Source organism: Bradyrhizobium sp. Kon69 (assembly GCF_055807515.1).
In genome coordinates this window covers 138,101-164,835 of sequence record NZ_JBVVOS010000012.1, presented here as the reverse complement: position 1 = coordinate 164,835, position 26,735 = coordinate 138,101, and the positions used below count along the sequence as shown (strand labels likewise).

The window sequence follows — 26,735 nt, the reverse complement described above, 5'->3', positions numbered from 1 at the left end:
AGTCGAATGCCGAAAGCGATGGGCGCAGTGAAGCAGGCAGTCCCCGCCGAGGTCGGCGGGGAGCCGAACGTTGCCATGGTTGAACACGGATCAGCAGGGCAAGCCGGTTCGGTGCGGAAAATCCTGCCGATCGTGGAGGGCGTCGTGCTGGTCGCGGCGCTGTTCGCGCCGTTGGTGCTGCAGGACTACCTCACGGTGTTCGCAACGCGCGTGATCATTCTCGCGCTGTTCGCGCTGTCGTTCGATCTGGTGTGGGGCTATGCCGGCATCATGAGCTTCGGCCAAGCGCTGTTTTTCGGGTCGGCCGGCTATGGCGTGGCGCTGCTCGCGCGCGATCTCGACATCACCAATATCTTCCTGGTGCTGCCTGCGGGAACGCTGATCGGGCTCACCTTCGCGCTGCTGCTCGGCGGCTTCCTGCTGCTGGGGCGGCATCCCTCCAGCGTGATCTTCGTCTCGCTGGGCACGCTGACCGGATCCTACGCCGCCGATCGGCTGGCGCGCGGCTGGTACTATCTCGGTGGCCAGAACGGCATCCCCTCGATCTCGTCGATGACGCTCGGCAGTTACGAATTCTCGGAAGGGCCGCCGTTCTACTATCTCGTGCTTGGCCTTCTTGTCGTGGTCTACCTGCTTTGCCGTTTTCTGGTGCGCTCGCAGTTCGGGTTGGCGCTCGCGGGATTGCGCGAGAACGAGCAGCGCATCGCCTTTTTCGGCTACAAGGCGCAGCACCTGAAGGCGATCATCTTCGCGATCGGCGGCGCGGTGGCGGGTCTTGCCGGCAGCCTCTATGCCTTCCACGAAGGTTTCGTCTGGCCCAACATGGTCGGCGTCGTCGTCTCGACGCAAGTGGTGCTCTACGTGCTGTTTGGCGGCTCCGGCACGCTGATCGGCGCAGTCATCGGTGCCGTCATCGTCGAGGGCGTCAGCTTCTGGCTCTCGGACAATTACCGCGAGGTCTGGCCGATCATCCTCGGCGTGCTGCTCTTGCTCGTGATTCTGTTCCGGCCGCTCGGCCTGATCAGTTTCGTGCTCGGCGAACGCGAGCGAGTCGGCAGCTTTGGTGGCAAATCCAGCAAGATCGGGAAGGAGAAGCGCGATGCCGCTCCTTGAAGCGACCGGCGTCAAGAAGATCTTCGGGAAGCTCACCGCGCTCGATGGCGCCGCGCTCACCGTCGGCGAGAACGAGTTTCACGGCCTGATCGGTCCGAACGGCTCCGGCAAGAGCACGCTGATGAAGTGCATTGCGGGCGCCGAGGTGCCGACGCAGGGCAAGGTGAGTTTTATCAACACCGACATCACCGCGTTCACGCCGACCGAGCGTGCCCGCGCCGGCATGAGCCTGAAATTCCAGATCACATCCGTACTGCCGACGCTGACGCTCTACGACAACATCCTGCTCGCGCTGCAGGCGCAGTCCTCGCTGTTCGACCTCGTGTTCTCGCGCACGCGCGGGCTCCTGCACGATCAGGTCATGACCATGCTGACGCAGTTTCGCCTTGCCGACCGCGCTTTCGATGCGGCCGCAGCGCTGTCGCACGGCCAGCAGCAATGGCTGGAGATCGCGATGGCGCTGGCCGGCAAGCCGAAGCTTCTGCTGCTGGACGAGCCCACCGGCGGCATGAGCCTGGAGGAGCGCCGCGTCACCGGCGAATTGCTGCAACCGATCAAAAAACATTGCTCGCTCGTCATCGTCGAGCACGACCTCGATTTCATCCGCGACATCTGCGATCGCCTCACTGTGCTCGACCAGGGCAAGGTGCTGGCGTCCGGCACGGTGTCGGAGATCCAGGCCAACAAGGCCGTCCAGGAGATCTATTTGCGCCGTGCCTGAATTTTTGGACATCAAGCATCTCGACGCCGGCTATGGCCGCAGCCAGGTCCTGTTCGACGTCAACCTCGGCATTCCCTGGCGCGGCGGTGTCGCCGTGCTCGGCCGCAACGGCGCCGGCAAGACCACGCTGATGAAGACCATCGTCGGCGAGCTGCCGGCGTGGAAGGGCGAGGTCGCCTTCGACGGCCGCGACATCAGCCGCCGCGCGACCCAGGAGCGCGTGCGCGCCGGCATCGGCTACGTGCCGCAGGAGCATTCGGTGTTCGCGCGCCTGTCGGTGCGCGACAATCTCGCGGTCGGCTCGCTCGCGAGCAGGAAGGCCGACGCGGTCGACCACGTGCTGACCATCTTCCCAAAGCTCGGCCAGCGCCTCGACCAGCCCGCCGGCACGCTGTCCGGCGGCGAGCGCAAGATGCTCGCCATCGGCCGCGCGATGCTGGGCGATCCCAAGCTGCTTCTGCTCGACGAGCCGACCGAGGGCGTCTGGATCGGCGTGATCGAGGAGATCACCGAACGCCTGATCGAGCTCGCAAAAACCATCGCCGTCATCATCGTCGAGCAGCACCTCGACCTCGCGCTCCGCGTCGCGGACTACGCCTACGTGCTGGACCGCGGCCGCGTCGCGCTGCAAGGCGAGGCGGCCGAGGTGAGGGGCAATCCGGAGCTGCTGCGGTATCTGGCGCCGTAGGAAAGCGCGCGTGAAGCGCGTCGCTCTCACACCGAACTCGGCTGTCATGCCACGCGAAGGCGGGGCATCCAGTACGCCGCAGCTTCTCGATCGATAAGGGGTGCCTCTGGAATACTGGATTCCCCGCCTTCGCGGGGAATGACGGCGTCAGGCTGGGATGGATCGGAGAGATTAAGCGGAGCGCCCGCCTACTTCACCGCCCCGAACCGGCTGTCGAACGAGTTCGACTGCACCACCGGCGCGGCGCCCATGATCTGGGTCGCTTCACCCGCGCCATCCGACACCGACGGCTTCAGCGTCGGGCGGGTCGCGGCGAGGCGGGTGTCGGGCTTCGCAGGTTCGGCGGGCTTGGCTGCGGCAACAGCCGGCTTCGGCGCGTCCTTCGCTGCTTCCTTGGACGTGTCGCGACCCGGAACGAACCGGGTTACCGCGGCTTTCAGCCGGGACGCTGCCGTGGGCGGCGTCGTGGTCGTCGCGGCCGGGGCGACGGATGCCGTGGCCTGCGGCGGAGGCGTGGTCGCCGTCGCGTCGGCGTTGCCCACGCCCATCTTGCGGCCGAGATTCGAGAAGAAGCCGGATTTCTCGGGCGGGGCTGCGGTGGCGACGCGGGCGTTGGCGGCGGGCGCGCTGACGGCGACGACCGGCTCTTCCTGCGGCGAGGGCGCGGCTGCATCGAGATTCGGCTTCGGCGGATTGACGTGTCCCGGGATCGTGCCCGGCGCCTTCGCCATCGCCAGCATCTGCAAGGTGGTGCCTTCGGCGCCCTCGGACAGGCCGGTCGAGCCTTCCGGAATCTTCGCGGCGAAGATCTTGTTCATGCCGCCGTCGATGCCGGTGTTCATGCGCGCAACGGGTGTGCCGCGCGAGACCAGCTTGCTGTACTCCGCCTGGTCGCGCGCATCCTTCTCGCGCACGGCGCTGGCGATCTCCTCGGGGATCACATAGGCCGGGCACTTCGCGGACGCGTCGAACACCGGATCACGCTTGGCGTCGGCCGGCTTCGCCGCGTCGAACACATACTTCTTCTCGCAGAAATCGACCTTCGGCTCCTGCCGCGTCACCTCGAAATGATCATAGCCTTCCTTGATCATCTTCCAGAACGGCATGTTCGGATTGTTCCGGTGCTTGGCCATGTTCACCGGCGTCATCTTGAACGGATAGGCCTGCAGCTGGAACGCCTTCTGACCGCCGAAGAAAGATTCGCGCCCGAGCGAATAGATCTCGGCGATCTGCTCGTCCGTCATCGCGTAGCAGCCGCGCGACGAACAATCGCCATGCACCATCAGCTGCGAGCCGCTGCGGCCCAAGGCCTTGTCGAACGCGTTCGGATAGCCCGTGTTGAACGACAAATAGTACGCGGACTGCGGATTCATCTGGCCCGGATTGATCGAGTAGAATCCTTCCGGCGCCTGGCGGTCGCCTTCGCGCACCTTCGGGCCGAGGTCGCCCGACCAGCGACAGATCGGATAGGTCTTGAGCAGCGCGAACTGGCCGTTGCGGGTCTGCTTCCAGACCTCGAGCTCGGCCTCCTGCTTGAACAGCCGCACCAGGATCGGGGATTGCAGGTCCATGTTCTTCTCGACCATCGCGGCGAGAAGTTTTGGCGGCACCGGCTGGTTGGCCTTGGCATTGGTCGCAAGCGAAACCTGGTCGGTATCGCAGCCGGCCAGCACGAAGCTGGCGGCAAGCGCCACCGAAACCAGAAACGCGCGAGCAAGCGAACGAGAAATCAAGATGGACCCCACACCGTCCAGGGCATCGCGCGCAAACCCCAATCTTGAAGCATGATCCGACCGGAGACCCGGACCCGTCGCGACGGGCTTTTTTCGCAATCACGCTCCAGCGCTTATGCCCTGAAGCCATTGATTAAAATTCTAACCTCTGGGTCATGTGGTCGCAACCCGAACGGGGATCACGAGCCCGTTGGCCCAAAGGCGTGGTCAACGAAGACTTAAACTGGGCCGTAACTTGGGCCTCGCGGCCAAACCGGTACAGAGATCGCTGATTTGGGCAAAAAAAGGGTTAACGCGGGGTTACCGGGGGCTCTTCACCTCCCCCCGCAAGCGGGGGAGGGAGCGCACCGCCGCTGCGGGCCCCAAACCGCCCGAATCAGCCCAGTTTCCGGCCGATATCGAGGAATTTCTGCCGCCGATGCTTGCGGATGGCGTCTCCATCCAGGCCCCGGAGCTCGTCAAAGGCCTTGGCGATGGCGTCGCCCGTGGTGGCGATCATCGCGGCGGGGTCGCGATGGGCGCCGCCGACCGGCTCCTTCAGGATGCTGTCGATCACGCCGAAGCGGAGCATGTCCTGGGCCGTGATCTTCATGTTGTTGGCGGCTTCCTGCGCCTTGGAGCCGTCGCGCCAGAGGATCGATGACGCCGCCTCGGGCGAGATCACGCTGTAGATCGCGTGCTCCAGCATCAGCACCTTGTTGGCGGTGGTGATGGCGATGGCGCCGCCCGACATGCCCTCGCCGGTGATGATGGCGACGTTCGGCACGGTCAGCGCCATGCAGGCATCGGTGGAACGCGCGATCGCCTCGGCCTGGCCGCGCTCTTCCGCGCCGATGCCGGGATAGGCGCCGGCGGAATCGGCGAGCGACAGCACCGGCAGGCCGAACCGCTCGGCCATCTCCATCAGCCGCACGCATTTGCGATAGCCCTCGGGCCGCGCCATGCCGAAATTATGCTTGATGCGGCTCTCGGTGGAATCGCCCTTTTCCTGGCCCATCACGCAGATGGCCTCGCCGCGGAAGCGGCCGAAGCCGGCCACCAGCGCCTCGTCCTCGCCGAACTTGCGGTCGCCGGCGAGCGGGGTGAACTCGGTGATCAGGCCCTTGATGAAGTCGTTGAAATGCGGCCGCTGCGGATGTCGCGCGACCAGCGTCTTCTGCCATGGCGTCAGGTTCAGATAGAGGTCGGCCATCGCCTGCGCCGCCTTGTCCTCGATCCGCCCGATCTCCTCGGCGATGTCGCTGCCGGAGGCCGCAAGCGTCCGCAATTCATCGAGCTTGGAATCGAGCTCGGCGACGGGCTTTTCGAAATCGAGATAGCTGCGCATCTGGTCTGGCATCAACTCAATATAGGGAGAACGGGGCGAGGCGGCGAAGCGGATTCGATGTCGCGGAAAGAAGTGTAGGTTCGTCAATGAGTTGGCTTGTGTACTCGCTGGGAGTACCGGCCAAATCATCGTAAGGCCCCGGCTCTTTCTGCGGAGATGTGGCCGAAGTCAAGGCGGTTTCGGGCTGTGACCGTACCGTAGCCCCGATGAGCGAAGCGATATCCGGGGCAGGTCGCCTCGATCGTCAATCCCGGATGTCGCTTCGCTCATCCGGGCTACTGCAGCTACGGCACCAACTACTTCTCCGCCAGCGGGTGCAGGTCGCGGACCAGGCTCTTCAGCCGCTCCTCGACCACATGGGTGTAGATCTGGGTGGTCGAGATGTCGGTGTGGCCGAGCAGCGTCTGCACGATGCGCAAATCGGCCCCGTTGTGCAGCAGGTGGCTGGCGAAGGCGTGGCGTAGCACGTGGGGGGAGACCAGCCGGGCCTGCAGGCCCGAGGCGACCGCAAGCTCTTTCAAGTCGCGGGCAAAATGCTGTCGCGTCAGATGCCCGCTCTCGCCGAACGAGGGGAATAACCATTTCGAGGCCGCCACGCTGTTCTTCTTGTTGCTTTCCTTGGCGGTCTCCGTCGCCGCGAGATAATCGGCCATCGCCTGGCGCGAGGCCTCGTTGAGTGGCACCAGCCGTTCCTTGTTACCCTTGCCGCGCACCACGATCATGCGGGCGTCGCGCTTCGCGGCCGTGCGCGGCAGCGCCACCAGCTCGGAGACGCGCAAGCCGGTGGCGTAGAGCACCTCGAGCAGACAATAGAGTCTGAGGGCGCGCAGCCGTTTCGAGGGCGAGGCAGCCTCCGCCTCGCTCAATTCCTTGGCGCGGCGGAGCATGCGGTCGACATCCGCGATCGACAGCACCTTCGGCAGGCCACGGCCGCGCTTCGGGCCGGACAGGATCGCCGCGGGATCGTCGGTTCTGATGCGTTCGTTCAGGAGGAAACGATAGAGATGCCGCATCGCCGACAGCCGTCGCGCGACACTGGTGGACTTGAAGCCGCGCGTGTCGAGATCGGCGAGATAGTCCCGCAGCGTCTGCGTTTCCGCGTCCGCGAATGCATGGCCGACGCGGCCGAGAAACTCGGAGAAGTCGGTGAGGTCGCGGCGATAGGCATCGAGCGTATTGGGGCCGGCACCCTGTTCCGCCGCGAGCATGTCGAGGAACAGGCCGGTGAGTTTTGTATCTGAGGGCTTGTTATCGGAAGGTCTGGCACGCATGCCCCGGAGGCTAGCCCCTATTTCTTGAGAAACTTATCCGGCGGGATCGTCACCGTCATTTCCCGCGGCTTGGGATTGACGAAGTTCGCCAGCGCGAAGACCACGCCATAGACGATGCCGGCGATCACAGCGACGACCGTCAGGAAGCGGAACAGGCTGGGCATCGGCAGGATCTCGGAGAGGGTCTCGGTCAGGGGCTTGGCGGGCAAATTAACCAATGAAATCATCCAACACGTTCGCCGTTTCGTGGCAAGAGTCCTCTGGCGAGGGCCCCTGCGGGGTCGTATAGGTGGCCAAAGGATGCCGCCTTTGGCGGCAGATCGAGCGAGACCCATTCGAGCGAGACCGATGCCCGACGCCGCGTTGCCGATCCAAGCTTCGCCTGAGGCCGACATTCTGTCGGCGCTGGGGACGCGCTCGATCGTGCTCGTCGGCATGATGGGGGTGGGCAAATCCACCATCGGCCGCCGCATGGCTCTCCGGCTCAAGCTGCCCTTCGTCGATGCCGACACCGAGATCGAGGCGGCGGCCGGCATGACCATACCGGAAATTTTCGAGCGCCACGGCGAGCCGCATTTCCGTGACGGCGAGGCCCGCGTGATCGCGCGTCTGCTCGACGGCGGCCCCATCGTGCTGGCGACCGGCGGCGGCGCCTTCATGCGCGAGGAGACGCGGACCCGGATCGCGGCAAAGGCGATCTCGATCTGGCTCAAGGCCGATCATGACGTCATCATGCGCCGCGTGCGCCGGCGCGCCGACCGTCCGCTGCTGCAGACCGCCGATCCGGAAGGAACCGTGACGCGCCTGCTCACCGAGCGCGAGCCGGTCTACGGCCATGCCGACCTCACTATTGCCTCGCGCGACGTGCCGCACGACAGAATCGTCGATGAGACCATCGAGACGCTACGCGCGCATCTTTGCGGCGAACGGGCGTCCCCGCCACCAGCCGACGTCGCGAGTGCCGCACGATGACCGCGCCTTTGAAACATTCCGATCCTGTCAACGTCGAGGTCGCGCTGGAGAATCGCGCCTATGACATCGTCATCGGACGCGGCGTGCTGGCTTCGCTCGGCGAACGCGTCGCGCGCCTGCGCCCCGGCGTGCGCACCGCGATCGTGACGGATCGCACCGTCGCGAAATACTGGCTCGAGCCTGCCGAGGCTTCGCTCGCAGCCAGCGGCATTGCGACATCGCGCATCGTCGTCGATGAAGGCGAGATCTCCAAGACCTATGCCGGTCTCGAAAAGGTCAGCGAGGCCCTGATCGCCGCGAAGATCGAACGCAACGATCTCGTCATCGCACTCGGCGGCGGCGTGGTCGGCGATCTCGCCGGCTTTGCCGCGGCGATCCTGCGCCGCGGTGTCGATTTCGTGCAGGTGCCGACCTCGCTGCTGGCGCAGGTCGATTCCTCCGTCGGCGGCAAGACCGGCATCAACTCGCCGCAGGGCAAGAATCTGCTCGGCGCCTTCCACCAGCCGGTGCTTGTGATCGCCGACACCGCCGTGCTCGACACGTTGTCGCCGCGGCAGTTCCGCGCCGGCTACGCCGAGGTCGCCAAATACGGCGTGCTCGGCGACGAGGCCTTCTTCGCCTGGCTCGAGAAGAACCATTCCGACATCTCCAAAGGCGGCTCGGCGCGCGAACATGCGATCGCGACCTCCTGCCGCGCCAAGGCCGGCGTGGTCTCGCGCGACGAGCGCGAGACCGGCGAGCGTGCGCTGCTCAATCTCGGCCATACGTTCGGCCATGCGCTGGAAGCCGCGACCGGCTTCTCCGACCGCCTGTTTCACGGCGAGGGCGTTTCGATCGGCATGACGCTGGCGGCGCAGTTTTCGGCGAAGCTCGGCATGATTGGCGACGCGGATGCCGCGCGCGTCGAGCGTCACCTCATCGAAGCCGGTTTGCCGACGCGCTTGCAGGACATCGCGGGCTTCGCGCAGGAGGGGCTTGCCGATGCCGACGCGCTGATGGCGCTGATGGCGCAGGACAAGAAGGTCGTGCGCGGCAGGCTCACCTTCATCCTGCTGGAGGCTGTTGGGCGCGCCGTCGTCGTGAAGAACGTGGAGCCGGCTCCGGTGCGCGACTTCCTCAAGGACAAGCTCGCCCACAAGGCGTGACACGCGGTTGAACGGCGCTAAAGCGTTTTCGAGCGAAGTGGGTACCGGTTCGCGTCAAGAAAACGCGTCAAAACAAGAAACCAGAGTGGTTCATGGATTGGCTCGGATTCACCATCGTCGTTCTCTGCCTGCTCGTCTCCGGCTTCTTCGCCGCGAGCGAGACCGCGCTGACCGGCGCCTCGCGCGCCAGCATGCTGCGGCTCTCCAAGCAGGGTAATCGCGACGCCGACGTGGTCTCGCAACTGCTCGACATGCGCGAGCGCCTGATCGGCGCGCTGCTGCTCGGCAACAACATCGCCAATATCAGTGCATCCGCCCTGGCCACCAGCATCTTCACGGCCTGGTTCGGCGATGTCGGCGTGCTCTATGCCACCGGCTTGATGACCGCGCTGGTCGTGATCTTCGCCGAGGTGCTGCCCAAGACCATCGCGATCAACGCGCCCGACCGCATGGCGCTGGCGGTGGCGCGCCCGATGCGGCTGACGATGTACGTGCTGGGGCCGCTGCTGCGGATCGTGGAAGTCATCGTGCGGCTGTTGATGCGCCTGTTTGGCCTTGCCGGCGAGCACCAGGCGATCCTGTCGCCGACCGAGCGCCTGCGCGGCGCGGTCGACCTGCTGCACCATGAAGGCAAGTTCGAGAAGCACGACCGCGACATGCTCGGCGGGCTGCTCGATCTGCGCGAGCTCCAGGTCTCCGACGTCATGATCCATCGCACCGAGATGACGATGATCAACGCCGACCTGCCGCCGGAGGATCTGGTGCGCGAGGTGCTGGCGGCCGAATACACCCGCATCCCGCTGTGGCGCGAGAAGCCGGAAAACATCATCGGCGTGCTCCACGCCAAGGATTTGCTGCGCGCGATCCGCGCGGCCGACGGCGAGACCTCGCGCATCGACGTTTCCACCATCGCGCTGCCGCCGTGGTTCGTGCCGGAGATGCGGCCCGTCTCCGAGCAGCTCAAGGCGTTCCGCCGCCGCAAGACCCATTTCGCCCTGGTCGTCGACGAGTACGGCGAAGTTGAAGGGCTCGTGACGCTGGAAGACATTCTGGAAGAGATCGTCGGCGACATCTCCGACGAGCACGACGTCGTGGTCGCGGGCGTGCGCGCCCAGCCGGACGGCTCGGTCGTCGTCGACGGCTCGGTGCCGATCCGCGACCTCAACCGCGCCATGGACTGGCACCTGCCTGACGAAGAGGCAACGACGGTCGCCGGCCTCGTCATCCACGAGGCGCGCTCGATCCCCGACCGCGGCCAGAGTTTCACCTTTCACGGCTTCCGCTTCCGCGTCCTCCGCCGCGAACGCAACCGCATCACCGCGCTCCGTATTTCCCCGGTGCCGCGCGAGACGGAGATGGAGGAAGCCAAGCGGCGGCGGGCGGGGACGTCGTTTTAGGATTCGCATGACCCTGTTGCCCCTCATGGTGAGGAGCGCCGCAAGGCGCGTCTCGAACCATGCAGGCCAGGATGCCGCAGCGGGGGCCTGCATCCTTCGAGACGCGCGCAAGTGCGCGCTCCTCAGGATGAGGAGAAATGGCGCCGTCTGACGCTCGAATTGGCGAGCTAGCTCCCGCCTTCTCCTGGCGCTTGCGCGTGGATCGCCAGCGCGTGCACGCTGCCGGAGAGTTCCGCGGCGAGCGCCGAATTTATCATGCGGTGGCGATCGACCCGGCTCTTCCCTTTGAAGGCGGAAGACACGATATAAACGCGGAAGTGCGTCTCGCCGCTCGGCCGATGGCCGGCGTGGCCCTCATGCAAATGTGACTCGTCGACGACTTGCAGGCTTTCCGGCGTGAAAGCTTCCTGCAACTTGTTGCTGATAGTGTCTCTGATGGGCATCTGGGTCATTACGGTGCGAGATCGCTCTCCGTATTGCATAGGCCGCCTCTGGCGGTCGTTCAAGGACGCCTCAGCATAGTTTCGGCTATGCTTTTCAGCTAATTGCAATGTCAAGACTTGAAGGTTTTTGCATTGCGTAGTCAAAGTCAGCCATGCCGATCGATTCATCAAAGTTCTTCGACTCCATCCGGATCAAGCCGAAAGGCAAGCAGCCGGAAGTGAAGCCGCGCGACGCCGTGGTCAATTGCGAATGGACCGGGTGTCAGAACAAGGGCGCGCATCGTGCGCCCAAGGGTCGCGACAATCAGCGTGAGTACTGGCACTTCTGCCTGAACCACGTGCGCGAGTACAACCAGAATTACAATTTCTTCTCCGGCATGAATGCCGACGCCGTCGCGCGCTATCAGAAGGATGCGCTGACCGGTCATCGTCCGACCTGGAAGATGGGCGCCAATGGCGGCGTCAAGAAAGGCGCGGAAGCCGAGATCGACGGCGCCTTCGATCCGTTCAGCATGTTCCAGGAGCTCAACGGCCGCACCGGCTGGCGCGCCGGTCCGCAGGCCGCGCCCAAGGCCGAGACGCGCAAGATCATGAACGCCGAGCGCAAGGCGCTCCAGGTGATGGGCCTCGGCCCGGAGTCCACGCTCGCCGACGTCAAGTCCAAGTACAAGGCGCTGGTGAAGCAGCACCACCCCGACGCCAACGGTGGCGACCGCTCCACCGAGGACCGCCTGATCGAGATCATCAAGGCGTATAATTATCTGAAGACCGTGGTGCGCGAGGCCTGAGGCCGCGCACTGTCTTCCCTTCTCCCCTTGTGGGAGAAGGTGGCGCGAAGCGCCGGATGAGGGGTTGCTTCCTCAAATTCCAATGCAAGGCATTGTGTGGGGAGAGAACCCCTCACCCGTCTCGCCGCTGCGCGGCGAGCCACCCTCTCCCACAAGGGGAGAGGGAAAGACGCCGTTCCATCCGGGCTCCTTCATCACGCCTCCGGCATCGCCCCCACATATGACGAGCTCGGCCGGATCAGCCGCCCGGTCCGCTGCTGCTCGCGCGCATGCGCGGTCCAACCGGCGGCGCGCGCCACCGCGAAGATCGGCGTGAAGGCCTGCCTTGGGATAGCCAGCGCATCGAGCAGGATCGCGGTGAAGAACTCCACATTGGTCTCCAGCGGCCGGTCCGGATTCTTCTTGCGCAAGGCTGCGCGGATATAGGCTTCGACCTCGCCGGCAAAGGGCAGGTCGGCGCCGTCCGAGGCCAGCACCTCGATCGCGGCCTTGAGCACGTCGGCGCGCGGATCGCGCACGCGATAGACGCGGTGGCCAAAACCCATCATCCGCTCGCCGCGGGCGAGTGCCGCGTCCACCCAGGGCTGGATGCGCTCGCGCGAGCCGATCGCGTCGAGCATTTCCAGCACCGGCTCCGGCGCGCCGCCATGCAGCGGGCCCGTCAGCGCGCAATAGCCGGCGGTGACGGCGGCAAACAGGTCAGCCTGCGTCGAGGCCACCACGCGCGCGGTGAAGGTCGAGGCGTTCATGCCGTGGTCGCTGGCGGTGACGAGATAGGCGTCCAGCGCCGTGACCTCGCGTGGTTCAGGCGCGCGCCCGTACAGCATGCGAAGCGTATCGGCGGCGTGGCTCACGTTGGGATCGGGCGCCACGGGATCGAGACCCCTGGCGCGGCGGACGAGCGCGCCCGCAATCACCGGGAATGCGCCGACGATCGTCGCCTCATGCGCGAGGCCGTGCTCGGCGCGAAGTCCCGCGACCGCCGCGCGAAACCCGTCGACGACGCCCATTCCGCGCGTTGCCGGCAGCAGCTCGTCCAGCCGCGCGAAGGCGCGCTCGCGTGCGGCGCCCAGGCTCGCGCGCACATTGGCTTCGCTCAGCGCGGTCATGCTGGCGCCGTTCCAGAGCCGGGCGGTGACGCCCTCAAAGCTCGACTGGCTCGCCAATCGGCCGACATGCTCGCCGGCGATGATCAACTCGCCGCGCTCGCCGTGGACATGGCTCAGCACGGTTTCGGCCGCGGGAACGCCGTCCAGCCCGATCTGGCTCTTGGTGAGGTGGATGTTCATGGCCCAAATCTCCTTTGCACCAGCCAAAGGTCAGGCCTCTCGACAGATTGATCAATCTTGATTACATAAATCAATATGAAAAATTCGGAAGGTCTCTACCTCTCCGCCCGGGAAGCCGCCGCCGAGCTCGCGATCTCGCCGGCCACGCTCTACGCCTATGTCAGCCGCGGCCTGGTCCGCTCCGAGCCGACGCCGGACTCGCGCAAGAACCGCTATCGCGCCGAGGACGTCCGGGCGCTGAAGGAGCGCCGGGTGCCGTCGCCGGAGCCGCGCGGCCTGCGCAGCTTCGATGCCGATCTGCCGGTCATGGACACCGAGATCTCCACCATCACCGAGGACGGCGCGATCTATCGCGGCGTCAATTGCGTCGATCTCGCCGAAAACGACACGCTGGAGCACACGGCGACGCTTCTGTGGGACGTCTCCGGCGTCGATCCGTTCGCGCCGGATAATCAGCCTGCGATGTCCGATGAGATGCGCCTGATCGCGCAGGCCGCGCGTCGCGCCGCGCCGATCGATCGCGCCATTGCCGTGCTGGCGCTCGCGTCGAGCGCAGATCCGCGCGCCTTCACCCGCGCGCATGATGGACGTGCGATGGTCGGTGCGCGCATCGTCCGGCTCCTGGTCGCGACCATGCTCAACATGGAGCCGTCCGCCGAGCCACTGCACCAGCAGATCGCGAGGGCCTGGGCGCCCGACAACAAGCACGCGGCCGATCTGATCCGCCGCGCGCTGGTGCTGCTCGCCGAGCATGAATTGAACGCGTCCACCTTCACCGCGCGCTGCGCGGCCTCGACCGGCCTCAATCTTTATGATTCCGTCATCGCCGGCCTCGCCGCGCTGAAGGGACCGAAGCACGGCGGCGCCGGTGTGCTCGCCTCGCAGCTCGTCAAGGCGCTGGTGGATCGTGACGTCGAGCCGATGGTCCGCGAACGCGTCGCGCTCGGCGAACGCTTTGCCGGCTTCGGCCACGGTGTCTACAAACGGGGCGATCGGCGCGCGCAGTCGCTCCTGAATGCCCTGGCCCGCGCCGGCGCACCGCGCAAATTCACCAAGGAGGTGCCCGAGCGGATCGCGGAGGCGACCGGCGAGCTCGTCAACATCGATTACGCGCTCGCGGTGCTCGTGCACGCGTTGCGCCTGCCGGGAGGCAGCGAGCTCGCGTTGTTCGCGATGGCCCGCAGCGTCGGCTGGATCGCTCATGCGAGCGAGCAGCTACAGCACGGCAAGCTGATCAGGCCGCGGGCAAGGTATGTGGGACCGGCGCCGGGGCGGAGGGCGGGGGTTGCGGATTAGAAATTCCGCGCGGGCCGCATTCTCCGCCGTCGTCCTGGCGAAAGCCAGGACCCATACCGCGGAATCTAGCGATGGGGCGCCGGGAGTACCGAACGACGATTCTTCGCCAAACCGCCCCTTGTGGCAATGGGTCCTGGCTTTCGCCAGGACGACGCAGGGAGAGGTCTATCCGCGCGGCTTCGCCGCCGCCACACCACCGCCATTCCGGCGGCGATAGATCCAGACCGCCAGGCCCAGCACGATCGCGACGCCGATCACGGTCAGGATCCAGATGTGCTTGCCGACATGTCCATGGTGGTGCAGCCCGGCATATTCGTGCAGCACTGAGACCGCCAAAACACCCGGCAGCACATGCGCCGGCGCCCAGACCAGGATCGCCGGGATGTTGATGGCATAGAAGCGGGCCGGGGGCATGCCCAGCGCGCCCGCGGTGACCGGGACGAAGGCACGGATCGGCGGCACGAAGCGGGCGAAGAACACCGCCCAGGTGCCGAAGCGGTGGAAGAAATTCTCGCTCTGGTCGACCACACGCGGATAATTGGTCAGCGGCCAGGTGTTGAGGATCTCCCGTTGCTGCCGGTGGCCGATCCAGTAGGCCGAACCGTCGCCGAGCACTGCGCCGAGCGCCGCCGCCAGCAACACCCATTGCAGCCTGAGCTCGCCGCCCGGGACCAGGGCGCTTAGCGCCAGGATGATGGTCGAGCCGGGGATCACCGACCCCACCACCGGAACCGCCTCCAGCAGGGCCGCCAGGAACAGGGTCAGATAGGCCAGCCACGCATGGGCCGAGACGAAGGAAATGAGGGGATCGAGAAAGGACGTCACGTCGTCTCTGTGGTGGGATTGGGCCTTATGGATTGGCTTGGGGTTCGGACCCTACATCGGACCCTACACAAGTAACGGGCGGCGGTAAAAGTGCCACCCGCGTGGGCAGGACCGCGCCCTTGGCACGAAATTCAGGCGTGATTCGCAGGGCAGCCTTCCAAAAATCGCGTTCCTTGCCTATCTAAATGAAAAGACAACGGAACTTTGATTGGGGGGCGGGCTTCTGCCCGCACGTTGTCTCTGATAGGTTCGCGATCGCACCCAGCCGCAGCCAACGTGCAATAACTGGTCACGGGATCGCCCGGGACCTCGGAGGATTGATGACGACCGCCGCGATGTCCAAAGTTGAGGGAGTTTCCGGTTTGCCCGACATGAAGGTGTCGGTGCGCCAGGTGTTCGGGATCGACAGCGATCTCGAAGTCCCAGCCTATTCCGAAGTCGATCCTCACGTGCCCGAAGTCGATTCCGATTACCGCTTCGATCGCGCCACCACGCTCGCCATTCTCGCCGGCTTCGCCCACAACCGCCGCGTCATGGTCACGGGCTATCACGGCACCGGCAAATCCACCCATATCGAGCAGGTCGCCGCGCGGCTGAACTGGCCCTGCGTGCGCGTCAATCTCGACAGCCACATCAGCCGTATCGACCTGGTCGGCAAGGACTCGATCGTGGTCCGCGACGGCAAGCAGGTCACCGAATTCCGCGACGGCATCCTGCCCTGGGCGCTCCAGCACAACATCGCGCTGGTGTTCGACGAATACGACGCCGGCCGCCCGGACGTGATGTTCGTGATCCAGCGCGTGCTGGAGGTCTCCGGCCGCCTGACGCTGCTCGACCAGAACAAGGTGATCAAGCCGCACCCGTCGTTCCGCATGTTTTCGACCGCCAATACCGTCGGCCTCGGCGACACCTCGGGCCTCTATCACGGCACCCAGCAGATCAACCAGGGCCAGATGGATCGCTGGTCGATCGTCACCACGTTGAACTATCTCGCCCATGACGAGGAAGTGGAGATCGTGCTGGCCAAGGCCAAGCACTATCGCACCCAGGAGGGCCGCGACATCGTCAACAAGATGGTTCGCCTCGCCGATCTCACCCGCAACGCTTTCGCCAATGGCGATCTGTCGACGGTGATGAGCCCGCGCACGGTGATCACCTGGGCCGAGAATGCCGACATCTTCAGCGACATTGGTTTTGCGTTCCGGGTCACCTTCCTCAACAAATGCGACGAGCTCGAACGTCCCCTCGTCGCCGAGTTCTACCAGCGCTGCTTCAACGCGGAGCTGCCGGAATCGGCGGTGAACGTGGCGCTGTCCTGATCTTGTGTGATGTCGTCCCGGCGAAAGCCGGGACCCATACCGCGAGGTCTCTCAGAATGAAGCGACGCCAATAATTTTCCCTGACCGACTACGGCCGGTGGTTATGGGTCCCGGCCTTCGCCGGGACGACGGATAGGGTGAAATGACCACCTCCAACTCCAAATTCCGCAACACCAAGGAAGCCCCGACCGAGCCGTTCAAGCGCTCGGTGGCCTCCTGCCTGAAGGCGATCGCCAAGGCCCCCGAGCTCGACGTCAGCTTCGCCGCCGAGCGTCCCGGGCTCGCGCCGGGCAAGGCGCGGCTGCCCGAGCCTGCGCGAAAGATGACCAGGCGCGATGCCGCGATCGTGCGCGGCCATGCCGATTCCATCGCACTCAAGCTCGCCTGTCATGATCCAAAGGTGCATCGCAAGCTGATGCCGGGCAATCCGCAGGCGCGCGGCGTGTTCGAGGCGGTGGAGCAGGCCCGGGTCGAGGCGATCGGCGCGCGGCGCATGGCGGGCGTTGCGAAAAACCTAACCGCGATGCTCGATGACCATTTCCATCGCGGCAAGTTCGACGAGATCACCGATCGCGCCGACGCGCCGCTCGCCGACGCGCTGGCGATGCTGGTGCGCGAGCGCCTGACCGGCATGGCGCCGCCGACGGCCGCCAAGAAGATGGTCGATCTCTGGCGCCCCATTCTCGAAGACAAGATCGGCAGGCGGCTCGACCGGCTCGATACCGTGGTCGAGGACCAGACCAGGTTTGGCGATGCCGTGCATGATCTCCTGACGGCGCTCGAGATCGGCGACGAGCGCAGCGCCGACAGCGAAGACAATGACGAGAACGACGAGAACCAGGACGGCGACAACGATCAGTCCGGTGCCGAGGGCTCGCCCGATTCCGACGCCGCGCAGGAGATGAGCGCCGACCAGGCGCAGGCCTCGAGCGAGGAGATGAGCGAGAGCGCGATGGAAAGCGCGCAGGCTTCGACCTCCGACACCTTCGACGACGGCGAGCTCGGCGACGACGAGACGCCGGGCGAGGCGACGCGGCCGAATTCGCATGGCAAGAACGAGCCGCGCGGGCCGGAATATCATGCCTTCGCGCCGAAGTTCGACGAGGTCATCGCCGCCGAGGACCTCTGCGACCATGACGAGCTGGAGCGGCTGCGTGCCTATCTCGACAAGCAGCTCGCGCATCTGCAGGGCATCGTCGCCCGTCTCGCCAACCGGCTGCAGCGCCGTCTGATGGCGCAGCAGAACCGCGCCTGGGAGTTCGATCTCGAAGAGGGCATTCTGGACCCCGCGCGGCTGTCGCGCGTGGTGACCGATCCCTATCACCCGCTGTCCTTCATGCACGAGAAGGAGGCGACGTTCCGCGATACCGTGGTGACGCTGCTCTTAGACAATTCCGGCTCGATGCGCGGGCGCCCGATCACGGTCGCGGCGACCTGCGCCGACATCCTCGCCCGCACGCTGGAGCGCTGCGGCGTCAAGGTCGAGATTTTGGGCTTCACCACGCGCGCCTGGAAGGGCGGGCAATCGCGCGAGGCGTGGCTTGCCGCCGGCAAGCCGGCCAGTCCCGGCCGCCTCAACGATCTCCGCCACATCATCTACAAGTCGGCGGACGCGCCTTGGCGCCGTGCGCGGAAGAATCTCGGCCTGATGATGCGCGAGGGGCTGTTGAAGGAGAACATCGACGGCGAGGCGCTGGACTGGGCGCACAAGCGCCTGCTCGGCCGGCCCGAGCAGCGCAAGATCCTGATGATGATCTCGGACGGCGCGCCGGTCGACGATTCCACGCTGTCGGTCAATCCCGGCAACTACCTCGAGCGGCACCTGCGCCACATCATCGAGGAGATCGAGACCCGCTCGCCGGTCGAGCTGATCGCGATCGGCATCGGCCATGACGTCACGCGCTATTATCGCCGCGCAGTGACGATCGTGGACGCCGAAGAGCTCGGCGGCGCCATCACCGAGAAGCTAGCCGAACTGTTCAGCGAGACCAACACCGCGCCCACGCAACCGGCCGGTCGCCCGCGACGCAAACTGCATTCGTGAGCAACCATCGATCCCGCCGCAGCTTTATCGGCCACGCGGCGGCGGGATTTTCCACTCTCGCACTGTCTCGCCTGGCGCAGGCACAGCCTGCGCCGAAGCCGGCGCTCATCGAGCACGCCGTCGCCGCGCCCGTCGGAATCGAGGTCAACGCGCGGCCGATCCCCAATTTCGAGCCGCGCGACCGCGCGCGCACGCGGTTCGGTTCGCTGGACTATCGCGGCGGCCTGGTGCTGACCTCGCCGCATCGCGGCTTCGGCGGCCTGTCCGGCTTCCGCTTTCTCGACAGCAAAGGCGAGCGCTTCCTCGCGATCTCCGACCAGGGCACCTGGTTCACCGGTCGCATCCGCTATTCCGGGCGGAGCATGACCGGTCTCGACGACGTCGAGGCCGCGCCGGTGCTCAATGCGGAGGGGCGGCCGATCACGGAGAAGCGGCTGTGGTACGACACCGAGGCGCTCGCGCGCGACGGCGACCTCGTCTATGTCGGGCTTGAACGCGTCAACCACATCATGCGGTTCGATTTTGCGAAGGGCGGCACGCGCGCCCGCGGCGAGGTGCTGCCGACGTCGCCGGCAGTGCGAAAACTGCCTTATAACAAAGGGCTCGAGGCGCTGGTGTTCGTCCCCAAGGACATATCAAAGGGGCAGCCGCTCGCGGGCACCTTGATCGCGCTGTCGGAGGGCGGCTTCGATGCCGACGGCAATCTGATCGGCTTTTTGATCGGCGGCCCCACGCCGGGCCAGTTCAGCATTCGCCGCACCGACCAGCAGCTCATCAGCGACGCCGTGCTGCTGCCCTCGGGCGATCTCCTGATCCTCGAACGCAAATTCTCCTGGTTCACCGGCGTCGATATCCGCATCCGCGCGATCCCTCTGAAATCGATCGCGCCGGGCGCATTGGTCGACGGCCCCGTGCTGTTCAAGGCCGATCTCGGCCACGAGATCGACAACATGGAAGGCATCGACGCCCACGTCACCGCCGACGGCGAGACCGTGCTGACGCTGGTGTCCGACGACAATTTCTCGATGCTCCAGCGCACGCTGCTGCTGCAGTTCGCGCTGGTGGAGTGATCGTCCGCTTGACCCCGGCAATTCGATTGCGCGATGATCGAGGTGTATTTGATCGATTGTAGCCGCATTGATTGAAGGATGGGGATAATGTCCGGGCTTGAGGTGCTCGTTTGGATCGTCGTTCTATTCATCCTGTTCGGACTGAGATATTTCGATTTTGGGACCGCCGGTGGCGTCGAAACGATTCCCCGGGAGCACAAGATCCTGGTTGTTTACAGCCCTGCGCTCGGCGGGCGAGCATCGAGACCCGATCTCGAAAAGCTGGTGCGGGAGGCTTACCCGTCCGCCGACGTGCTTATCCCCACTTACAGCCATGGCTGGGCGTCCAACATCGATCCCTATGACATCACGCAGACGATCGAGACTGCGATCGACAGGGCTCACAACACGCATGATTATGAGAAGATCATCCTGTTCGGCTACAGCACCGGCGGGCTTCTGCTCCGCAAGGTTTTGCTCTGGGGACACGGTTTTGAGGACCGTCCCCAGCAGCGCGAGAGCGGTCGGCATCACTGGGTAGGTCGCGTTGAGCGCTTCGTGTCCCTCGCGGCACCGAACCGCGGCTGGCCGAGCCACAAGCCGAAGAACTTGAGTTTCCCCAAATACATCATCGGCCAACTTGCGATAGAGATCGGCCGATTGACGGGGACAGGCCAGTTCATCGCAAGCCTGATGCAGGGCTCGCCTTTCGTCGCCAACATGCGGGTGCAGTGGATCGAGCTGTTTCGAGCGCTGCCAGAAGACGAGCGGCCGCTGATTATCCATCTGCTCGGCGCCAAGGATGAGTTGGTTGACCGCGACGACAGTATCGACCTCGAGGCCGGGTCTCCTGGCAGCGTGATGATCAAGACGCTGGAGGGCCTCTCGCACGCCGAGATTGCTTCGCTCATCTATCGTGATTCCCAAAAGAATGATCTCACTCCGTCGGGCGAAGCTATTCGGATGGCGCTGACGACCGTGGGAGGTGCGTTTCCGCCCTATTGGGCTGACAAGATCACGGCACTCAAGACCGACCCGAACATCACGCATCTCGTCTTCGTCATGCACGGTATACGTGATGAGGGCACTTGGCCGGCTGAGGTGAAGTGGGCGATCGAGCGGCAGATCGGCGCCGCGGCGGTGCGCGTGAAAGTCATCCCGCCGCTCTACCGCAGGTTCGCGATGCTGCCGTTCCTGTTCTACTGGGACCGTCAACGCAACGTGCGCTGGTTCATGGATCAGTACACGCAGGCGAGGGCGATGTATCCGGCCCTGGAGACGAGCAGCGTTGACTATATTGGCCACAGCAACGGTACCTACATTCTCGCAAGCGCGCTGCAAAACTATGTGGTCCTGAAGATCAGAAACGTGTTCTTTGCAGGTAGTGTGGTGCCTGCGCATTACCGCTGGGACAAGTTTATCGCCGCCGAGCGCGTGACGGGGCGAGTCTGGAATATCTGTGCCGCCGGGGACTGGGTTGTCGCGCTCTTCCCGCAGTTTTTCCAGCATGTCGCGGACTTCCTGAAGATCGACGAGCCAAAGCCGGGGCTGCTCGACATCGGCTCGGCCGGCTTCCGCGGCTTTCGTCACGGCACGGGGGACGACGGGAAGGTGTTCAACCTCAAATACATCGCCGGCGATCACGGCGCCGCCTTTGAGCACCCGAGACTCGACGACATTGCGCGGTTTGTCGCGCTCGGTCCTGAGTTGGATTTCTATGCGCTCTGGTGGTCCAGCAATGGGCCGCAGCCCGGGCGTCTCGAGATCGCATCCAACCTGTGCTGGGCGATGTGGATCGTTGGCCTTGGCGTGATCGCGTTTTTAGGGGTCGAGAGCTATCGCGAGAGCTGGACGTGCTTTGTCATTTATTGGGTGGTGCTGCCGGGTGTCCTGAACTCATGGTGAACATAGCATGATTCCTTACCGCGCCATCCTCGCTCTTGCCGTCACGCTCGCCGCGTCATCGCCGGCCTTTGCCACGGCCGAGCACAAATATGGCAAGAACGAATATGCCATCATCCAGGGCGGCCGCGCGCCGAATGGAAAACTCTCCGTTGCCGCACATGGCGAGGGCGAAGCCGGCTCCGAGAAGTTCCGCATCTATTTGATGGCCGAGCCCGGCCATCGCCGGCTGATGACACTCGACAATGTCAACGACGACAACATCCTCGACTCCGCGCCGGATGCCTTCCACGCCTCATGGTCGCCGGACTCGCGCTACGTCGCCGTCAGCTTCCGCAGCGAGCGCCATATCGTCACGCTGAACCTCTACGCGATCGCGGGCGGCCGCGCGCGACTGGTGGATGCGCCGGATCTGTTCCGCGACGTCACCGGCCGCAGCATCGACGTCAAGACCGACGGCGACATGCGCACATCCGTGCCGGCGCTGAGATGGCAGGCGCCGCGTCGCTTCCATCTCACCGAATACCGCGTGTTCGTGGTCGACGACACCGCGCTCGCCGATAAGCTCGGCCCGCTCGGCAAGGCGACCAAGCGCGATGGCGGCGGCAACACCATCCAGTTTTCGGCCGAGGCCGATGGCGAACTCCTGCCCGATGGCCACATTCGCATGGGCAAGCTCCAGCCGGGCAAGTTCGAGGATGTGGATTAGGGCACCCCGTCATTGCGAGGAGCGAAGCGACGAAGCAATCCAGACTGCCGCTGCGGAAAGACTCTGGATGGCTTCGCTGCGCTGGCAGCGACGAGTGGAGGATTGCCGCCAAACCCTCACCGCAATGCATGGCCCTTGGGGCGGCCATTCCCGCCGCGCAGGTGGCAATCCGCCATCCGCCCACTAAACTTCATGCAATCGCTTCCATCCCTCCCATCCCCGGAACTCCCCCGCATGAGCGCCCTGTTTTCCCCGATCAAGCTGCGCGGCCTGAATTTGAAGAACCGAATCGTGGTGTCGCCGATGTGCCAATATTCGGCCGAGGACGGCGTTCCCACCGACTGGCACTTCACCCACATCAACAATCTCAGCCTGTCGGGCGCGGCGATGTTCTGCATCGAGGCGACCCATGTCGAGGCGATCGGCCGCATCACGCCGGGCTGCCTCGGGCTCTACAGCGATGCCGCCGAGGCCGCGCTGAAGCAGATCCTCACCTCGGTGCGGAAACATTCGTCCACGGCAATCGCGATGCAGCTCGCGCATGCCGGCCGCAAAGCCTCGAGCGCGCGGCCCTGGGACGGCGGCCAGCTGATCCCGCAGGACCAGGGCGGCTGGCAGACCGTGGCGCCGTCGGCGCTGCCGCACAAGGAGGGCGAAGCCGCGCCGCTGGCGCTCGATGCCGCCGGCCTCAAGCGCATCCGCGACGCCTTCGTCGATGCGGCGAAACGCGCGGACCGCATCGGCATCGACGCCATCGAGCTGCATGGCGCGCACGGCTATCTGCTGCATCAGTTCCTGTCGCCGATCTCGAACAGGCGCACCGACGAATATGGCGGCTCGCTCGAGAACCGCATGCGCTTCCCGCTGGAGGTCTACGACGCGGTGCGCGCGGTGTTCCCGCACGACAAGCCGGTCGGCATGCGGGTGTCGTCGACCGACTGGGTCGAGGGCGGCTGGGATCTGGCGCAGACGATTGAATTCGCCAAGGCGCTGAAAGCGCGCGGCGTCGACTGGATCGATGCCTCCTCCGGCGGCGTCTCGCCGCTGCAGAAGATCGCGCTCGGCCCCGGCTATCAGGTGCAGTTTGCCGAGGCCATCAAGCGCGAGACCGGTTTGCCCACCATCGCCGTCGGCCTGATCACGGAGCCGAAGCAGGCCGAAGAGATCGTCGCCTCCGGCAAGGCCGACATGGTCGCGCTCGCCCGCGGCTTGCTCTACGACCCGCGTTGGGCCTGGCACGCCGCAGCCGAACTCGGCGGCGAGGTCGAAGCACCCCCGCAATACTGGCGCTCGCAGCCCTCGACCCAGAAGGCGCTGTTCGGCAAGACGACGTTCGGGGCGCGGTGAGTTCTTTACCTCGCCCCGCTTGCGGGGAGAGGTCGCATCCCATCGACGATGGGATGCGGGTGAGGGGGTACATGTGCGGCGATGATCTCACATGCGGAGAGAGGCCCCTCACCCCGACCCTCTCCCCGTAAGAACGGGGAGAGGGAGGCAACACCCCTCACGCATCCGTAACGCGTCTCACCTTCCACCTCCGCCAAATCTGGCCTAACCTCGCGTGCGTTCAACGCCTCACGGAGGCCCGCCATGCGGTTTCGTATCCGGAAAGCTGCCCACGTCATCGAGCGCGTGGGGCTTGCGATGGCGGGCGCGGCGTGCGGGCTGTTCGTCGGCGCTTATGTGGGATCCGCTATACCCGCGCTCACCACCGAGGGCTTCCTGCTGCTGATGATGGTGCTGGGCTTCGTCGGCTTCTATCTCGGCATCGACACGCCGCAGCTGCCGTTCGACGAGGCCCATGGCGACATCGACGCCGCGGAACTGTTGAGCGCCGCCGGCACGCTCTGCGCCACGCTCACCGCGCTCGCCTCTGTCGCCATCATCGTGCTCCGCCTCGAGCCGCACATCGCGTGGAGCTGGTTCGCCCTGTTCGGCTGGATCGCCGGCGTCGCGATGCAGATCGTCGCGGGCGCAAAGGCGCGGATGCGGAAGTAGGTTTCTTCCTTCTCCCCTTGTGGGAGAAGGTGGCGCGAAGCGCCGGATGAGGGGTCTCTCTCCGCAGATCCGACTGTGAGAGATGTACCCGCGGAGAGAGACCCCTCACCCGTCTCGCCGCTCTGCGGCGAGCCACCCTCTCCCACAAGGGGAGAGGGTGATCAAGCTGACGTCTCGCTTCCCCTAAAACACCACGCCCACTTTCGTGCCGCGCTTCCACGCCACGCGGCAGCGCTTCTTGGTGTTCACATGCAGCAGCTCGAAGCGATCGGGAATCTTCACCTGGCCGCCGAGATCGACGCAGGCGCCGCCCGGCGAATAGTCGATCAGCGTGCAGGGGATCACCGGCGCGCGCGGGTCGGTGATGATCTTGGCCTGGCGGGACACGAGGCCCGCGGGTTTGACGCGGGCATGTCGTCGCGGATGCATTGGCACTCTCCTCCAATTTCCGCGGATGGCGCGGGTGGTCTGGGAGATGATGCCCAGGAGTTGATTCGATCCGGCTAAGGCGGGGGCGAGAATTTTAATGAAAAGTGTCGGCGAATGGAGAAAGCGGCGGTAGCGGGGTGCTCTGCTTTCCCCTCTCCCCTTGTGGGAGAGGGTGGATCAATCGCGCGAAGCGCGATTGAGACGGGTGAGGGGTCTCTCTCCGCGTATCGAACTCTAGAGTGTGCGGAGGCATACCCCTCATCCGGCGCTATAGCCGATGCGAAGCATCGGCGTTTTCAAGAGCGGCGGCCGAAGGCCGCCTATGCCACCTTCTCCCACAGGGGGAGAAGGGAAGGCCCTCACCCCACCACGATCTCCCCCGCCTCCGCCGCCATGCCCATATGCGGCGGCATCGGCATCGGCACCGTCACATAATCCTTCGGCAGATTCACCGGCCGATAGCCCGGCTCCACCGCCATCCGCTTCACCACGCTCTCGTGCACATGCGCGCCTTCGGGGATCAGGCGCGGTTCGCAATCGGGGATGTAGAGCCCGAGAAACACCTTCCGCTCCGGCCATTCCTTGTAGATCGCGCGCTTCGGCAGATACTCCAGCACGCGCCACACCGCCGTCATCGAATTGTGCAGCTCGCCCACCTTCCCGGTGTATTCAGGCGGCACGTATTGGAACGGCGAGTTCTTGCGCTGGATGCCCCAGGCGAGCTGGTTCACCGTGCGCGGGTTGAAGTTCAGCCCGGCCTTGGCGGCCTCCTCGATCATCCAGAGCAGCGGATATTTGGACTCGCCGCTCTCGGCTTCCGGATAGCCGCCGCCGACGTCGCAATGCACGCCGGCGAACCACACCTGCAGGATGTCCTGCGGCTCCTTCTTGTGATCGGGCACGAAGCGGTTGCGCCAGTACTCCTGCGGCTCCTCATACGCCTTGAGGCGGAACATGCAGCGCTGCTCGTCGATCGCGATCGCCTGGCGGAAGATGTTGACGCTGGGATTGCGCAGCGTGAAGGCGAGCTCCTCGAAGCTCGGCAAATAGCCCCGGTCGGCGCGCGGCACGATCACGCTCGCCACCGTGTCCCAGACGCCGATGAAGTGGATGGTCGGCCAGCGCGACGAAGTAATGCGCGCGAACTGGGCGGCGAGATCGAACTTGTTTTTCGGCAGCGGCCCGCTGTCGTCAAAACCCTCGTCGATGAGGTCGCTGACATCGTTGCCGCGCCCGGTGCCGGAATATTGCTTGTAGGCGACGAGGCCAGAGCCTGCGAGGTTGGCCTGCTCCGGCGAGATCAGGCCGATCTTGTGGATCAGCCCCGCCAGCACCCGCACGGTATAGGCGCCGCGCGAAAAACCGAACAGATAGATCCTGTCGCCGGGCGCGTAATGCTGAACCAGGAAGCAATAGGCGGACAGCACGTTGTCATCGAGCCCGTAGCCGGTGGCGAGCCCCAGCACCAGGTTGACGTTGGCTTTCCAGCGGTGCCACGTCGACGGCTCCGTCACCGTGCCGACGCCGGGATCGTAGAACACCATCTGCCGCGGCCGCGTCTTGTCGGTCTTGCGCAGGCAGCGATAGAGCTTCAGGACGTTGGAGATGTTTTCGGAGATCTCGTTGCCGGTGCCGTCACAGCAGATGACGAGGTTCTTCGGCTCGGATGTATGCTCGGCGTTGCGCTCGTGCTCCACAGGATACCCCTCCCGCTGATGCTACCCGGGCGAGTATAGCGGAAAACGGTAGGGAGAGGGAGATGGTGATGCAGGGCGCAGTGCCTGCTCTCCCTCGCCCCGCTTGCGGGGAGAGGGTGGGGTGAGGGGGAGCCTCAGCAAGCGAGGTGAGAGATGGACTCGCGGAGAGTCCCCCTCACCCGGAATCCGCGCGTTCCGCGCGAATTCCGACCTCTCCCCGCACGCGGGGCGAGGTGAAGAAGCACCTGCTCCGCGGCGATAGCTTTGATCCGTCCGCTACTTCTTCTTCTGGCCGATCTCCGGCTGCCACGCCGCATCCTTGCGGCTGGGCGCTGCGGCGCTGGTCTTGATCTTGTCCTTCTTCGGCTTCTTGGTCTCGCGGTTGCTGCGTTGCTGTCCCTTGGCCATGACGTCGTCTCCTCCTGGGTTTCGAGTTCGTCCGCGTGCGAGATCGGCGCTGCGATGGTCGCTGGGCAGGGCTGTGAGATGCACCCGCCCGAACCATTGAAAGATCGCCGCCGCGCACACGAGGCGCGAAAGATGCAGCGCAACATCGACGCGCGGCAATTGCGTGAGCTGC

25 protein-coding genes are annotated in these 26,735 nt (G+C 65.1%); 15 read left to right on the top strand and 10 right to left on the bottom strand.

Features of this window, described 5'->3' with window-relative positions; translation table 11 throughout:
- Nucleotides 1–6 precede the first annotated feature (6 nt).
- Genes AC0L3U_RS18090 through AC0L3U_RS18080 form a run of 3 tightly spaced genes read left to right on the top strand, consistent with a single transcriptional unit; the run spans nucleotide 7 to nucleotide 2,522 of the window.
- The gene (locus AC0L3U_RS18090) at nucleotides 7–1,113 is read left to right on the top strand and encodes a branched-chain amino acid ABC transporter permease (protein ID WP_473362617.1); all 1,107 of its coding nucleotides are present in this window, start codon (nucleotides 7–9) and stop codon (nucleotides 1,111–1,113) included.
- Nucleotides 1,100–1,834 (top strand): ABC transporter ATP-binding protein, encoded by a 735-nt coding sequence (locus AC0L3U_RS18085; RefSeq protein WP_007599214.1) that lies wholly within the window; start codon nucleotides 1,100–1,102, stop codon nucleotides 1,832–1,834. The genes AC0L3U_RS18090 and AC0L3U_RS18085 overlap by 14 nt, the downstream gene beginning before the upstream one ends.
- Nucleotides 1,827–2,522: a branched-chain amino acid ABC transporter ATP-binding protein gene (locus tag AC0L3U_RS18080; protein WP_275172723.1), complete on the top strand. Its 696-nt coding sequence runs from the start codon at nucleotides 1,827–1,829 to the stop codon at nucleotides 2,520–2,522. The genes AC0L3U_RS18085 and AC0L3U_RS18080 overlap by 8 nt, the downstream gene beginning before the upstream one ends.
- A 188-nt stretch (nucleotides 2,523–2,710) precedes the next feature.
- Here the strand turns inward: AC0L3U_RS18080 and AC0L3U_RS18075 are convergent, their stop codons facing one another.
- The 4 genes from AC0L3U_RS18075 to AC0L3U_RS18060 form a co-directional block, all read right to left on the bottom strand.
- Complete coding sequence (locus AC0L3U_RS18075; RefSeq protein WP_473362616.1) at nucleotides 2,711–4,255, bottom strand: L,D-transpeptidase family protein; 1,545 nt, start codon at nucleotides 4,253–4,255, stop codon at nucleotides 2,711–2,713.
- Nucleotides 4,256–4,631: 376 nt separating this feature from the next.
- Nucleotides 4,632–5,594, bottom strand: a complete 963-nt coding sequence (locus AC0L3U_RS18070; RefSeq protein WP_007599220.1) for an acetyl-CoA carboxylase carboxyltransferase subunit alpha — start codon at nucleotides 5,592–5,594, stop codon at nucleotides 4,632–4,634.
- A gap of 284 nt (nucleotides 5,595–5,878) precedes the next feature.
- Nucleotides 5,879–6,853, bottom strand: coding sequence for a site-specific tyrosine recombinase XerD (gene xerD, locus AC0L3U_RS18065; protein ID WP_473362615.1), 975 nt, complete (start codon nucleotides 6,851–6,853; stop codon nucleotides 5,879–5,881).
- A 17-nt stretch (nucleotides 6,854–6,870) separates the two neighbouring features.
- Entirely contained in the window at nucleotides 6,871–7,017 is a 147-nt protein-coding gene (locus AC0L3U_RS18060) for a hypothetical protein (RefSeq protein WP_035669499.1), read from the bottom strand.
- 184 nt (nucleotides 7,018–7,201) lie between these two features.
- Between AC0L3U_RS18060 and AC0L3U_RS18055 the strand changes: the two genes are divergently transcribed.
- The 3 genes from AC0L3U_RS18055 (at nucleotide 7,202) to AC0L3U_RS18045 (ending at nucleotide 10,367) form a co-directional block, all read left to right on the top strand.
- On the top strand, nucleotides 7,202–7,825 hold the full coding sequence (locus AC0L3U_RS18055; RefSeq protein ID WP_473362614.1) for a shikimate kinase: 624 nt from the start codon (nucleotides 7,202–7,204) through the stop codon (nucleotides 7,823–7,825).
- Entirely contained in the window at nucleotides 7,822–8,970 is a 1,149-nt protein-coding gene (gene aroB / locus AC0L3U_RS18050; protein WP_473362613.1) for a 3-dehydroquinate synthase, read from the top strand. The genes AC0L3U_RS18055 and aroB overlap by 4 nt, the downstream gene beginning before the upstream one ends.
- 92 nt (nucleotides 8,971–9,062) lie before the next feature.
- Nucleotides 9,063–10,367: an HlyC/CorC family transporter gene (locus AC0L3U_RS18045; protein WP_473362612.1), complete on the top strand. Its 1,305-nt coding sequence runs from the start codon at nucleotides 9,063–9,065 to the stop codon at nucleotides 10,365–10,367.
- A gap of 167 nt (nucleotides 10,368–10,534) precedes the next feature.
- Here the strand turns inward: AC0L3U_RS18045 and AC0L3U_RS18040 are convergent, their stop codons facing one another.
- Nucleotides 10,535–10,810: a BolA family protein gene (locus tag AC0L3U_RS18040; protein WP_473362659.1), complete on the bottom strand. Its 276-nt coding sequence runs from the start codon at nucleotides 10,808–10,810 to the stop codon at nucleotides 10,535–10,537.
- 152 nt (nucleotides 10,811–10,962) lie between these two features.
- Between AC0L3U_RS18040 and AC0L3U_RS18035 the strand changes: the two genes are divergently transcribed.
- Entirely contained in the window at nucleotides 10,963–11,598 is a 636-nt protein-coding gene (locus AC0L3U_RS18035; RefSeq protein WP_027515160.1) for a J domain-containing protein, read from the top strand.
- 194 nt (nucleotides 11,599–11,792) lie between these two features.
- Here the strand turns inward: AC0L3U_RS18035 and AC0L3U_RS18030 are convergent, their stop codons facing one another.
- Nucleotides 11,793–12,887, bottom strand: a complete 1,095-nt coding sequence (locus tag AC0L3U_RS18030) for a citrate synthase/methylcitrate synthase (protein WP_473362611.1) — start codon at nucleotides 12,885–12,887, stop codon at nucleotides 11,793–11,795.
- 75 nt (nucleotides 12,888–12,962) lie between these two features.
- On the opposite strand from AC0L3U_RS18030, the gene AC0L3U_RS18025 reads away from it, so the two are divergent.
- A complete protein-coding gene (locus AC0L3U_RS18025; RefSeq protein ID WP_473362610.1) occupies nucleotides 12,963–14,183 on the top strand; it encodes a citrate synthase in 1,221 nt (406 codons plus the stop codon).
- A 165-nt stretch (nucleotides 14,184–14,348) separates the two neighbouring features.
- On the opposite strand, the gene AC0L3U_RS18020 is transcribed toward AC0L3U_RS18025, so the two are convergent.
- Nucleotides 14,349–15,008 (bottom strand): DedA family protein, encoded by a 660-nt coding sequence (locus AC0L3U_RS18020; RefSeq protein WP_473362609.1) that lies wholly within the window; start codon nucleotides 15,006–15,008, stop codon nucleotides 14,349–14,351.
- A gap of 320 nt (nucleotides 15,009–15,328) precedes the next feature.
- Here AC0L3U_RS18020 and cobS point away from each other — a divergent pair, with 320 nt between their 5' ends.
- The 7 genes from cobS to AC0L3U_RS17985 all read left to right on the top strand — a co-directional run bounded on the left by cobS (nucleotide 15,329) and on the right by AC0L3U_RS17985 (nucleotide 24,029).
- Nucleotides 15,329–16,327, top strand: a complete 999-nt coding sequence (gene cobS, locus AC0L3U_RS18015; RefSeq protein ID WP_473294352.1) for a cobaltochelatase subunit CobS — start codon at nucleotides 15,329–15,331, stop codon at nucleotides 16,325–16,327.
- A gap of 142 nt (nucleotides 16,328–16,469) precedes the next feature.
- Nucleotides 16,470–18,371 carry a cobaltochelatase subunit CobT gene (gene cobT / locus AC0L3U_RS18010; protein ID WP_354207464.1) on the top strand — a complete coding sequence of 634 codons (1,902 nt, stop codon included), beginning with the start codon at nucleotides 16,470–16,472 and terminating at the stop codon, nucleotides 18,369–18,371.
- Nucleotides 18,368–19,441, top strand: a complete 1,074-nt coding sequence (locus AC0L3U_RS18005) for an esterase-like activity of phytase family protein (protein WP_473362608.1) — start codon at nucleotides 18,368–18,370, stop codon at nucleotides 19,439–19,441. The genes cobT and AC0L3U_RS18005 overlap by 4 nt, the downstream gene beginning before the upstream one ends.
- Nucleotides 19,442–19,528: 87 nt before the next feature.
- The gene (locus AC0L3U_RS18000; RefSeq protein ID WP_473362607.1) at nucleotides 19,529–21,325 is read left to right on the top strand and encodes a hypothetical protein; all 1,797 of its coding nucleotides are present in this window, start codon (nucleotides 19,529–19,531) and stop codon (nucleotides 21,323–21,325) included.
- Between the two features lie 7 nt (nucleotides 21,326–21,332).
- Nucleotides 21,333–22,031, top strand: a complete 699-nt coding sequence (locus AC0L3U_RS17995; RefSeq protein ID WP_473362606.1) for a hypothetical protein — start codon at nucleotides 21,333–21,335, stop codon at nucleotides 22,029–22,031.
- 234 nt (nucleotides 22,032–22,265) lie between these two features.
- Nucleotides 22,266–23,378 (top strand): NADH:flavin oxidoreductase/NADH oxidase, encoded by a 1,113-nt coding sequence (locus AC0L3U_RS17990; RefSeq protein ID WP_473362605.1) that lies wholly within the window; start codon nucleotides 22,266–22,268, stop codon nucleotides 23,376–23,378.
- Nucleotides 23,379–23,621: 243 nt separating this feature from the next.
- Nucleotides 23,622–24,029 (top strand): hypothetical protein, encoded by a 408-nt coding sequence (locus AC0L3U_RS17985; RefSeq protein ID WP_456766647.1) that lies wholly within the window; start codon nucleotides 23,622–23,624, stop codon nucleotides 24,027–24,029.
- A 183-nt stretch (nucleotides 24,030–24,212) separates the two neighbouring features.
- Here the strand turns inward: AC0L3U_RS17985 and AC0L3U_RS17980 are convergent, their stop codons facing one another.
- The 3 genes from AC0L3U_RS17980 to AC0L3U_RS17970 all read right to left on the bottom strand — a co-directional run bounded on the left by AC0L3U_RS17980 (nucleotide 24,213) and on the right by AC0L3U_RS17970 (nucleotide 26,563).
- Nucleotides 24,213–24,458: a PilZ domain-containing protein gene (locus AC0L3U_RS17980; protein ID WP_007599245.1), complete on the bottom strand. Its 246-nt coding sequence runs from the start codon at nucleotides 24,456–24,458 to the stop codon at nucleotides 24,213–24,215.
- Nucleotides 24,459–24,817: 359 nt separating this feature from the next.
- The gene (locus AC0L3U_RS17975; RefSeq protein WP_473362604.1) at nucleotides 24,818–26,155 is read right to left on the bottom strand and encodes a DUF2235 domain-containing protein; all 1,338 of its coding nucleotides are present in this window, start codon (nucleotides 26,153–26,155) and stop codon (nucleotides 24,818–24,820) included.
- 276 nt (nucleotides 26,156–26,431) lie between these two features.
- A complete protein-coding gene (locus tag AC0L3U_RS17970; RefSeq protein WP_007599247.1) occupies nucleotides 26,432–26,563 on the bottom strand; it encodes a hypothetical protein in 132 nt (43 codons plus the stop codon).
- Between the last annotated feature and the right edge of the window lie 172 nt (nucleotides 26,564–26,735).